Source organism: Candidatus Methylomirabilota bacterium, assembly GCA_035260325.1.
Classification (GTDB): domain Bacteria; phylum Methylomirabilota; class Methylomirabilia; order Rokubacteriales; family CSP1-6; genus AR19.
This window is the reverse complement of record DATFVL010000109.1, coordinates 1-5,754: the sequence shown is the minus strand read 5'-3', so window position 1 is coordinate 5,754 and position 5,754 is coordinate 1. Positions and strand designations below refer to the sequence as shown.

Genomic DNA, 5,754 nt, shown 5'->3' with positions numbered 1-5,754 from the left:
GCTCGCCCTCGCCCTCGTGCCGCCGGCGGCCGCCGTGCTCGACCAGCCGTTCTACGTCGACCTCTTCCGGCGCATGCTCATCTTCGCGCTCGCGGCGGCGAGCCTCGACCTGATCCTGGGCTACGGCGGCATGGTGAGCTTCGGCCACGCGGCCTATCTCGGCGTCGGCGCCTACGCGGTCGGGATCCTCGCCTTCCACGGGATCCACAGCGGCCTCGTCCAGTGGCCCGTCGCCGTCGTCGCCTCGGCGCTCGTCGCGCTCGTGATCGGCGCGATCTCGCTCCGCACGAGCGGGGTCTACTTCATCATGATCACGCTGGCCTTCACCCAGATGCTCTACTACCTGGGGATCAGCCTCGACGCGTACGGCGGCGACAACGGCATGCCGCTCAAGTCGCGAAGCCAGTTCGCGGGCCTCATCGACCTGCGGAACCCGTACGCGTTCTACTACCTGGTCCTCGGGCTCCTGCTCCTCTTCCTCGTCCTGGGGCGGCGGCTGGTCGCCGCGCGCTTCGGCATGGTCGTGCGCGGCGCCCGGTCGAACGAGCCGCGCGCCCGGGCGATCGGCTTTCCCACCTACCGCTACAAGCTCACGGCGTTCGTGCTCGCCGGGAGCGTGTGCGGCCTGGCGGGCGCGCTCCTCGCGAACCAGACCGAGTACCTGACGCCCGACTTCATGCACTGGACCCGCTCGGGCGAGATCATGTTCATGGTGATCCTCGGGGGGATGGGGACGCTCTACGGGCCCGTCGTCGGCGCCGTCGTGTTCCTGCTCCTCGAGGACGTGTTGTCCGCTCTGACCGAGCACTGGCAGATCGTCCTCGGGCCCTTCCTCGTCCTGGTCGTGCTCTTCGCGAAACGCGGGCTCTTCGGCCTCTTGCCCGGCGAGGCGCCCCGCGATGGCTGAGCTGTTCCTCGCCGTCCGCGGGCTCAGCAAGAGCTTCGGCGGGCTCCGCGCGACCGACCGCGTGGACCTCGACGTGGTCAGGGGCGAGACCCACGCGATCATCGGGCCGAACGGCGCGGGCAAGACGACGCTCCTCTCGCAGCTGGCGGGTGACCTGAGCGTCGATGCGGGCACGATCAGCTTCGCCGGCCGGGACATCGCCGGCCTCGACGCCCCCGCGCGGTCGCGCCTCGGCCTCGCGCGCTCCTTCCAGATCACGAGCATCTTCCGGGACTTCTCGGCGCTCGACAACGTCGCGCTCGCCGTCCAGGCGCATTCCGGACACAGCTTCGCCTTCTGGCGCCCCGCGCGCGCGGAGCGGGCGCTGCGCGAGCCGGCGCGGGCCGTTCTCGCCTCCGTGGGACTGGGCGAGCGCGCCGACGTGCTCGCGGCCAACCTCGCCCACGGCGAGCAGCGCCAGCTCGAGATCGCGATGGCGCTCGCGACGAAGCCGCGCCTGCTCCTGCTCGACGAGCCCGTCGCCGGGATGGGGCTCGACGAGACGCAGCGCATGATCCGCTTCCTCGGCACGCTCAAGGAGCTCCTCACGCTCGTGCTCGTCGAGCACGACATGGACGCGGTGTTCACGCTCGCCGACCGGATCTCCGTGATGGTCTACGGCCGCATCATCGCGACGGGGACGCCGGCCGAGATCCGCGCCAACGCCGAGGTGCGGCGCGCCTACCTCGGCGAGGATGCCGCGGCCTGATGCTGGTCGTCGAGGCGATCGAGACCGCGTACGGCATGAGCCAGGTGCTCTTCGGCGTGAGCCTCACCGTCGAGGCCGGGCAGGTGGCGACGCTGCTCGGCCGGAACGGCATGGGCAAGACGACGACGGTCCGCTCGATCATGGGCATCGTGAGGCCGCGGGCCGGCGCGGTCCGCTTCGACGGCCGGCCGATCCACGGGCTCCCGTCGTACCGCGTCGCCCAGGTCGGGATCGGCCTCGTGCCCGAGGGCCGCCAGGTGTTCCCGAACCTCACGGTGCGCGAGAACCTCGTGGCGACCGCCGCGAACCGCGGCGGCGGCGCGGACCCGTGGACCGTCCCCAGGGTGTTCGAGCTCTTCCCCCAGCTCGCGGCCCGCGCGCGGAGCCTCGGCGGCGCCCTCTCGGGCGGCGAGCAGCAGATGCTCGCGATCGGGCGCGCGCTCATGACGAACCCGCGGCTCCTGATCCTCGACGAGGCGACGGAGGGCCTGGCGCCGCTCGTTCGCGCCGAGATCTGGCGCTGCGTCGAGCGGCTGAAGGCGCGCGGCCAGGCGATCCTCCTGATCGACAAGGACCTGGTCGCGCTGACGCGCATCGCCGACGCGCACTACATCATCGAGAAGGGGCAGATCGTCTGGCGCGGCGGCTCGGCCGAGCTCCGCGCGCGCGAGGACGTCCAGCACCGTTACCTGGGCGTGTGAGAGACTGACGGGCGTGAGCTGGATCGATCCGGCGTTTCCGAGGACGGCGACCGTGTCCGCGCTGGTGGGGCGCGTGCTCGGCCTCAACCCCGGCATGATGACGGGGCCGGGCACCAACACCTACCTCGTCGGCCGGCGCGACCCGATCCTGATCGACACGGGCGCGGGCGTGGCCGACTACCTGCCGCTCATGGAGCGCTACCTCGGCGAGCGCGGCTTCAGCCAGCCCTCGCGCGTCATCCTCACGCACCGCCACCGCGACCACATGGGCGGCGTCGGCCAGCTCCGCGGGCGCTTCCGCGGCCTCCGCGTGGCGAAGATGATCCACAAGGACAGCGGGCTCCCCGAGCCGATGGACGACCTGCGCGACGGCCAGAAGGTCGAGGGCGAGGGCGTGACGCTGATGCCGATCCACACGCCCGGCCACGCCTCCGACCACCTCTGCTACTACCTCGTCGAGGAGAAGGCCGTCTTCACCGGCGACGTGATCCTCGGCGGCTCGACGACGGTCATCCCGTCGGAGGACGGCGACCTCGGCGACTATCTCGCCTCGCTCCGGCGTCTCCAGCGGCTCGACGTCCGCCGCATCTACCCGGCGCACGGTCCCGTCATCGCGGACGCGCCGGCGAAGATCCAGGAGTACATCGACCACCGGATGCTGCGCGAGCGGCAGATCCTCGCGGCGCTGGGGGACGGGCTCACGACGATCCCCGCGATGGTGGAGCGGATCTACGCCGAGGTGCCGAAGGCGCTCCACGCGATGGCCGCGATGTCGGTCGAGTCCCACTTGAAGAAGCTGAAGCGCGAGGGGCGGGTGAGCGAGACCATCGTGAAGGACGCGCCCTCGCGCTGGGAGATCGCCTAGCCGTTCCGGCCGCGGGCCTCGGCGATGAGCGCCGCGAAGAGCTTCCGCGCGGCGGGGTCGTGGCCGACGAGGTCCTCCGGGTGCCACTGCACGCCGACCAGGAAGCGCGCCCGGTCCTCGAGCTCCGCGGCTTCGATGACGCCGTCGGGCGCCCAGGCGACGTCGCGCACGCCGCGCCCGAGCGTCTTGATCGCCTGGTGGTGCATGCTGTTCACGCGGAGCTCGAGGGCGCCGAGGATCTTCCCCAGGCGCGTGCCCTCGCCCATCACCTTCACGTCGTGCGTCGGCTGTTCGCGCGGCTCCTTCTGGCTGTGCTCGATCGGGCTTCCGAGCTGGTCCCTGATCTCCTGGTGAAGGCTGCCACCGAGCGCGACGTTCACCACCTGGAGGCCGCGGCAGATCGCGAAGAGGGGCACGTCGTCCTCGAGCGCCTTGTGCACCAGGCCGAGCTCGAGAGCGTCGCGCGACTCCGAGACGTCATCGGTCGTGGGGTGCCGCGGCTCGCCGAAGCGCGCCGGGTCGATGTCGCCGCCGCCGGTGAGGACGAGACCGTCGAGCCGCTCCCACAGGGTCCGGAGCGCGGACGCGTCGAGGCCTGGCGCGAGGAGCACGGGGACCCCGCCCGCTTGCTGGACCGCGCTCAGGTACGCCGTGTTCACGTATGCGCGCTCGGGCGCTTTGTTCACGGTGACCGAGGTCGAGACGCCGATGAGCGGCGCGGGCATGGTTGAAGCGTAGCACGCCCGCGCCCTGTATCGAATTCGAGGCATCGACTGCGTTTCGATCTCTTACGCTTGCACGACCTCGCGGTGACGAGGGAAATTGCACGACTCGACGTGACCCTGCTCTCGCGGGACGCGGTCAGTGAGCTCGGCTTCAGACTTGGCGCCGTGCATGTCGAGCGACCCGGACTCTACGAACTGCAACTCGTCGTGGATGGTCATCTGCTTGGCAGCCGACCGTTCACCGTGGTACAAAGCGAGGAAGATTCCTGAGGCGGGAGATGGGAAAGAAGACGATCACTCTGATCCGAGCCTACTCGGCCGTGACGAAAGGTCCGCCCGACGAAGTCCGTGTGGGCGACAACTACATCGACTTGCGCTGGAACAACATGGGTCCGCTGAAGTTCAAGCCGGTTCAGCAGGCACCGAAGGGCGCGCGAAAAACCCGGGCCAAGTCGCGGGCGACCCGTCGCAAGCGGTGACGGGTCAGGGCGAGGGGACGGCCCCCTCGCCCCGATTCGCCGCCGACACCCCCCGAATTCGGCTCACACGAAGAGGAATGCCCACATGAGCTCGAGCGCCATCTCCCTCACCCCTTTCGTCGGTTCGCGTTTCCGGAACTCCTCGGGTAACTCCGGATAGAACGCGGAGGTGCGCCGGGTCTTACAGCCCGGAAGCGAGCGGGGGCAGGATGGTAAGATAGGCGCCTCATGAGCCTCGACTCCGTCTCCTCGCAGCAGAAGGCGCCCGCCCATTCGCCGACGGCCACCGTGCAGGCGATCGGCACGCGCTGGGCCGTCGCGGCGGGCCACGCGCTCGCCTCCGAGGCCGCGGCCCGGGTGCTGGCGGCGGGCGGCAACGCGATCGACGCGGGCGTCGCCGCGGGGCTCACGCTCGGCGTCGTCCACTGCGACATGGTGAGCGTCGCGGGCGTCGCGCCGATCCTCGTCCACGTGGCGCGCACGGGGGAGACGTGGCAGGTCTCGGGCGTCGGCCCGTATCCGCGCGCCTCGAGCGCCGCGTACTTCCGCGACAACCACAAGGGCCAGATCCCTCCGGGCCTCGCGCGCACCGTGGTGCCGGCGGCGCCGGGCGCCTGGCTCACAGCGCTCGAGCGCTGGGGGACGATGTCCTTCGCCGAGGTGGCGACGGCGGCCACCGAGCACGCCGAGCGCGGTTTCCCGGTCTCGATCTTCTCCGCCTACCAGATGGGGACGAACGCCGACAAGTACCGCCGCTGGCCGACGTCCACCGCGCTCTATCTGAAGGACGGGCGCGCGTACCGGACCGGCGAGATCCTGGTCCAGCGCGAGCTCGGCGAGACCCTCCGGCGGATGGGGCGTGCGGAGGCGAAGGCCGGCGGGAACCGCGAGGCCGGTATCCGCGCGGCGCGCGACGAGTTCTACCGCGGCGAGACGGCGAAGCGCATCGCCGAGTTCCACCGGGTCGAGGGCGGTCCGCTCGCGTACGAGGACCTCGCCGAGTGGAGCGTCGAGGTCGCGCCCGCGTTCCGGACGGCGTTCGGCCGGTACGAGATCGCCGCGTGCGGGTTCTGGTGCCAGGGCCCGTCGCTGTTGCAGATGTTCAACATGCTCGACGGCGTCGATCTGAAGTCGCTCGGCCACAACTCGCCCGCGTATCTCCACCGGCTCGTCGAGACGGTCAAGCTCGCGTTCGCCGACCGCGACGCCTACTACGGCGATCCGAACTTCGTGAAGGTCCCGGCCGATCGGCTGCTCTCGAAGGCGTACGCGGCGGCACGACGCGAGCTGGTGCGCGAGCGCGCGTGGCGCGAGATGCCGCCGGCCGGC

General features: G+C 70.9%; 8 protein-coding genes. 7 read left to right on the top strand and 1 reads right to left on the bottom strand.

Features of this window, described 5'->3' with window-relative positions:
- From VKG64_07540 to VKG64_07525, 4 genes are all read left to right on the top strand, one after another.
- The coding region (locus VKG64_07540) for a branched-chain amino acid ABC transporter permease (protein ID HKB24894.1) at positions 1–907 on the top strand (907 nt) is incomplete at its 5' end.
- Complete coding sequence (locus VKG64_07535) at positions 900–1,655, top strand: ABC transporter ATP-binding protein (GenBank protein HKB24893.1); 756 nt, start codon at positions 900–902, stop codon at positions 1,653–1,655. The genes VKG64_07540 and VKG64_07535, both read left to right, overlap by 8 nt.
- Positions 1,655–2,356: an ABC transporter ATP-binding protein gene (locus tag VKG64_07530; protein ID HKB24892.1), complete on the top strand. Its 702-nt coding sequence runs from the start codon at positions 1,655–1,657 to the stop codon at positions 2,354–2,356. The genes VKG64_07535 and VKG64_07530 overlap by 1 nt, the downstream gene beginning before the upstream one ends.
- A gap of 13 nt (positions 2,357–2,369) precedes the next feature.
- Complete coding sequence (locus VKG64_07525) at positions 2,370–3,221, top strand: MBL fold metallo-hydrolase (GenBank protein ID HKB24891.1); 852 nt, start codon at positions 2,370–2,372, stop codon at positions 3,219–3,221.
- Here the strand turns inward: VKG64_07525 and VKG64_07520 are convergent.
- Positions 3,218–3,946: a gamma-glutamyl-gamma-aminobutyrate hydrolase family protein gene (locus VKG64_07520; protein ID HKB24890.1), complete on the bottom strand. Its 729-nt coding sequence runs from the start codon at positions 3,944–3,946 to the stop codon at positions 3,218–3,220. The two genes, VKG64_07525 and VKG64_07520, sit on opposite strands and share 4 nt — an antisense overlap.
- 69 nt (positions 3,947–4,015) lie before the next feature.
- Here VKG64_07520 and VKG64_07515 point away from each other — a divergent pair, with 69 nt between their 5' ends.
- The 3 genes from VKG64_07515 to VKG64_07505 all read left to right on the top strand — a co-directional run.
- Positions 4,016–4,216 carry a hypothetical protein gene (locus VKG64_07515; GenBank protein HKB24889.1) on the top strand — a complete coding sequence of 67 codons (201 nt, stop codon included), beginning with the start codon at positions 4,016–4,018 and terminating at the stop codon, positions 4,214–4,216.
- 8 nt (positions 4,217–4,224) lie between these two features.
- Positions 4,225–4,425 carry a hypothetical protein gene (locus VKG64_07510; protein HKB24888.1) on the top strand — a complete coding sequence of 67 codons (201 nt, stop codon included), beginning with the start codon at positions 4,225–4,227 and terminating at the stop codon, positions 4,423–4,425.
- Between the two features lie 228 nt (positions 4,426–4,653).
- The coding region (locus VKG64_07505) for a gamma-glutamyltransferase (GenBank protein ID HKB24887.1) at positions 4,654–5,754 on the top strand (1,101 nt) is incomplete at its 3' end.

What these genes read in the sequence shown, in the direction of transcription:
- VKG64_07535 (HKB24893.1), top strand. Translation starts at nt 900, where the DNA reads ATGGCTGAGCTGTTCCTCGCCGTCCGCGGGCTCAGCAAGAGCTTCGGC.
- VKG64_07530 (HKB24892.1), top strand. Translation starts at nt 1,655, where the DNA reads ATGCTGGTCGTCGAGGCGATCGAGACCGCGTACGGCATGAGCCAGGTG.
- VKG64_07520 (HKB24890.1), bottom strand. Translation starts at nt 3,946, where the DNA reads ATGCCCGCGCCGCTCATCGGCGTCTCGACCTCGGTCACCGTGAACAAA.
- VKG64_07510 (HKB24888.1), top strand. Translation starts at nt 4,225, where the DNA reads ATGGGAAAGAAGACGATCACTCTGATCCGAGCCTACTCGGCCGTGACG.